The following is a 4,322-nucleotide window of genomic DNA, read 5'->3' as shown; positions in this document are numbered from 1 at the left end:
CACGCATTCTGCGCACTGGAAGGACGGCCATTCCATGGATCAGCGGACAGCTCGGAGCGCGGCCGGTCCCCGCCCCGCCTCGGCCCAGAGCCCCGTGCCCGCCGACAAGCTGCTGCACTCCGGCAACTCGGGCTTCACCATCGCCCGGAGCGCGCAACTGAAGTACGAGCACCGCGCCGAGGGCCGCAAGCTCTTCGCGGACGTGATCGCCTACATGAACCAGTCCGACCTCAACGGCGCCTCCTTCTACTTCTACGAGGAGGCGTTCGGCAAGCAGGACCGGGTGCACTGGCTGATCCACTGGAAGACCCCGAACGACTACGCCATCAGCCTGCACATGGTCGATCACGACGAGAAGATGATCGACATGCTGGAGAGCGACCGCGTCCCCGAGGACGCCAGCGCCGGCGTGTGGGGCCGGGCCGTCGTGGAGGGCTCCGTACGCGAACGCATCCTCGTCCCGCAGCACGGTCTCGTGCACGAGGAGGACGACCACGACAGCGGAGACCTCTGGGTCGACCCGGCCAAGTTGCAGACCGGCCAGTCCGACGGCGACCTGCTGCACTCCGCGAACTCGCTCCTCACCCTGCACCGCACCGGCCAGGCGTCCCACGAGTTCCGCAAGGAGGCCCGGCTGTACGCCTTCGCCTGGCAGAACGAGATCAACCGCAAGCTGTCCGGCCGCGCCACCTCCTACCTCTACGAGGAGACCTTCGGCGTGATGGACCGGCTCCACTGGCTCATCCACTTCAAGGATTTCGACGCCTACCAGGAACTCCTCGAACTGGAGCGCACGGACGCAGACTTCCGCGCGCTCGGCGAGCGGCAGTTCATCGCCGGGAACAAGGGCGGCGGCAACTGGGGCCGGTCCTACGTGCCCGGCACCATCGAGGACACCCTGCTGCTGCCCCACCAGCTCAGTACGGGCGCGTGAAGGGCTGGCTCTTCGCCGGCCAGGGGTCCCAGCGCGCGGGGATGGGGGAGGAGCTCTTCGACCTCTTCCCCGCGTACGAGGCGACCGCCGACCGCGTCCTCGGCGAGTCCGTGCGCGCGCTGTGCCTGGACGACCCCGACGGCCGGCTGAACCGCACCCGGTGGACGCAGCCCGCGCTGTACGTCGTCAACGCGCTCGCCTGCGCGCGGGCGCTGGCGGAGGGCCCCGCCCCCGATGTCCTGGCGGGACACAGCCTCGGTGAGTACAACGCGCTGCTCGCCGCCGGCTGTTTCGATTTCGAGACGGGCCTGCGGATCGTGCGGCGGCGCGGCGAGCTGATGGGCGAGGCGGACGGCGGTGCCATGCTGGCCGTCGTCGGCCTCGCGCCGGACGCCGTCCGCGCCCTGCTCGACCGCTGCGGGGCCGCCGACATCGACCTGGCCAACCTCAACACCGGCACCCAGGTGGTGGTGGCGGGTCCTGCCGGGTCCATGAAGGCGGTCCGCGCGGCCGTCCGCGCCACGCCGGGGGCCCGTTGCGTGCCCCTGGCGACCAGCGGGGCCTTCCACTCCCGCTACATGCGGCCGGCCCAGGAACGCTTCGCCGCCTTCCTCGCGACCGTCGAGTTCCGGCCGCCGCGCATCCCGGTGCTCGCCAACGTGACCGGCCGGCCCTACCCGCCCGAGGGCGCGGCGGACCTGCTGGCCCGGCAGATCGCGGCCCCGGTGCGCTGGCACGAGACCCTGCGGGAACTGGTCCGGCGGGGCGTCACCGAGGTCCGCGAATTCGGCCCGCGCCCCATGCTGCGGCCGATGTGGGAGTCGGTGCTCGCCGAGCCGGACACCACCCCCCGGACGGAGAGCCGGCTGGGCTCCCTGCCCACGCCACCGGAGCGACCGGACCCTCCCGAGGCCCGCGCACCGGAACCGGCGGGCGAGCGCACCGAGGTACGCCCGGCGGCCCCGGCACCGGAACCCGTCCCCGTACGCCCCGAGGCCCCCGCGCCGGAACCCGTGGCGGACCCGGCCGCAGCGCGGCTGGGCAGCGCGGAGTTCCGGGAGGACCACGGGGTGCGGTACGCCTACCTCGCCGGCAGCATGTTCCGGGGCGTGTCCTCGGTGGAACTCGTCGCCCGGCTCGGGCGGGCGGGCCTGCGGGGCTACTTCGGCGCCGGCGGTCTCGGCCTCGGCACCGTCGAGAAAGCGCTCGTCGCACTCGCCGGCACTCCGGGGCTCGACGGCCGCTACGGCGTGAACCTGCTGCACGACCTCACGCGCCCCGGAGCCGAGGACGCCCTCACGGCACTGCTGCTCCGGCACGACGTGCGCCACGTGGAGGCGGCGGCCTTCACCACCGTGACCCCGGCACTCGTCCGCTTCCGCTTCACCGGCGCCCACCGCGCCGCCGACGGCACCCCCGTCGCCGTCCGCACACTGATCGCCAAGTGCTCGCGCCCCGAGGTCGCCGCCCACTTCATGGCGCCGCCCCCCGAGGCGATGCTGCGCGGCCTGGTCGCGCAGGGCGCGCTGACCCCCGCCGAGGCCGAAGCGGCACGCGGACTGCCCGTGGCGCAGGACATCTGTGTGGAGGGTGACTCGGCCGGTCACACCGACGGCGGGGTGAGCCTGGCCCTGGTACCGACGACCGTCGCGCTCGCCGGGGAGCTGACGGCACGGCACGGGTACGCGCGCCGACTGCGCGTCGGGGCCTGCGGCGGACTCGGCACCCCGGAGGCGGTCGCGGCCGCCTTCGTGCTCGGCGCCGACTTCGTCGTCACCGGCTCCGTCAACCAGTGCTCGCCGCAGGCGGGCACCTCGGACGCCGTGAAGGACCTGCTCGCGGCCCTGGACGTCCAGGACACCGCGTACGCGCCCGCCGGAGACCTCTTCGAACTCGGCTCCCGCGTCCAGGTGGTCCGCAAGGGCACCCTCTTCGCGGCCCGCGCCAACAAGCTCCACCAGCTCTACCGCCGCCACAGCGGCCTGCACGACCTGGACGAGGCCACCCTCGGCTGGCTGGAACGCGACTGCCTGCGCGCGCCGCTCGACCAGGCGTGGAAGGAGACCCGCGCCCACTACCTGGACACGGGCCGCGCCCACGAGGTGGAGCGGGCCGAGCGCGACCCCCGGCACCGGATGGCACTCGTGTTCAAGTCCTACTTCGCCCGCACCAACCGGGCCGCCCAGGAGGGCGACCCGGCGGAGCGAGCCAACTACCAGGTGCACTGCGGTCCGGCGGCCGGCGCCTTCAACCGCACAGTCGCCGGCACGGCCCTGGAGCCGTGGCGGGAGCGGCACGTCGAACGCATCGCCGAGCTGCTGATGACCGGGGCCGCGCGGGTGCTCGCCGCCCGCCTCGCCGCCTGGACCCCGCCCTGACCGCCCCGCCCCGCCCCTCCCTGACCACGTGACCGACCCCGCCCCGACACCCGAGGAGAGCTTCATGACCCTGGACAGCGGCACGCCCGGTGTTCCTCCCGCCCGGCACCAGACGACGCAGCCCGTGGACCGCATCCTGCACTCGGCGAACGCCGGCGTCGTCGTGGAGCGCGTCGCCCAGATCGCCGCCGGGCAGGGCGACTCCGCGCGCCGGCTCGCCCGCGAGGCGGCGGAGTTCGTCAACACCAAGCATCCCGGCCTCGCGACGGTCTTCGTCTACGAGGAGACCTTCGGCGTGAAGGACCGGCTGCACTGGCTGATCCACTTCCGGTCCCTGGAGGACTACGAGCGGCTGCTGCACATGGGCGGCGCGGGCGACTTCCGCGACGGTGTGCTCGGCGGGCACGTCTCCCACCACCAGGCGGCCGAGTGGCAGGCCGCGTTCGTGCCCGGCAGCGTGCGCGAGACCATGATGCTGCCGCACCGCTGGGGGATCTTCGGCACCGCCACCCAGACGATGGCGCAGGACCCCTCGATGAGCCCGCTGGCCCCCGACCGGGAAGAACCCTGGTTCGAGGTGCGCCCCGCCCGCGACCAGACCTCCGTCCCGGCGGCGCAGCTCCTCGACACGTCCACCGCCGGTGTGATCATGCACCGGGTCGTGGACTTCAGCTACAAATACCGCGCCGAGGCACGCCTGTTCGCCCGCACGGTCGCCGAGAACACCAACCTCAACGCGGGCGGGGACGCCACCGCACTGGTCTTCGAGGAACTCTTCGGGACCATGGAGCGGATGCACTTCCTCATCCACATGAAATCGCTCGGCACGATGTACAAGCTCATGGGCATCGACGCCCGCACCGACCCCACGGCGCCGCGCGCCACGTACATGCAGGACTGGGTGTCCAAGGAGCAGGGCGGTGGCCGCTGGGACAGCCTGATGCTGGAGGGCAGCGGGCACGACGGCTGCCTCACGCCGCAGTACTGGGGGGACTGAGCCCGACGCGAGG

General features: G+C 73.0%; 3 protein-coding genes. All 3 read left to right on the top strand.

Annotated elements, in window-relative coordinates; all coding sequences use genetic code 11:
• Positions 1–34 precede the first annotated feature (34 nt).
• Positions 35–934 (top strand): DUF6039 family protein, encoded by a 900-nt coding sequence (locus SSBG_RS01180; protein WP_008744408.1) that lies wholly within the window; start codon positions 35–37, stop codon positions 932–934.
• Entirely contained in the window at positions 931–3,312 is a 2,382-nt protein-coding gene (gene fabD / locus SSBG_RS01175) for an ACP S-malonyltransferase (protein ID WP_008744407.1), read from the top strand. The genes SSBG_RS01180 and fabD overlap by 4 nt, the downstream gene beginning before the upstream one ends.
• A gap of 64 nt (positions 3,313–3,376) precedes the next feature.
• Positions 3,377–4,309, top strand: a complete 933-nt coding sequence (locus SSBG_RS01170; protein WP_037868632.1) for a DUF6039 family protein — start codon at positions 3,377–3,379, stop codon at positions 4,307–4,309.
• The last annotated feature ends 13 nt before the right edge of the window (positions 4,310–4,322 follow it).

The organism is Streptomyces sp. SPB074 (assembly GCF_000154905.1).
Classification (GTDB): domain Bacteria; phylum Actinomycetota; class Actinomycetes; order Streptomycetales; family Streptomycetaceae; genus Streptomyces.
Note: the sequence above shows the minus strand (reverse complement) of the source record. Positions and strands in the feature narration are given on the sequence as shown.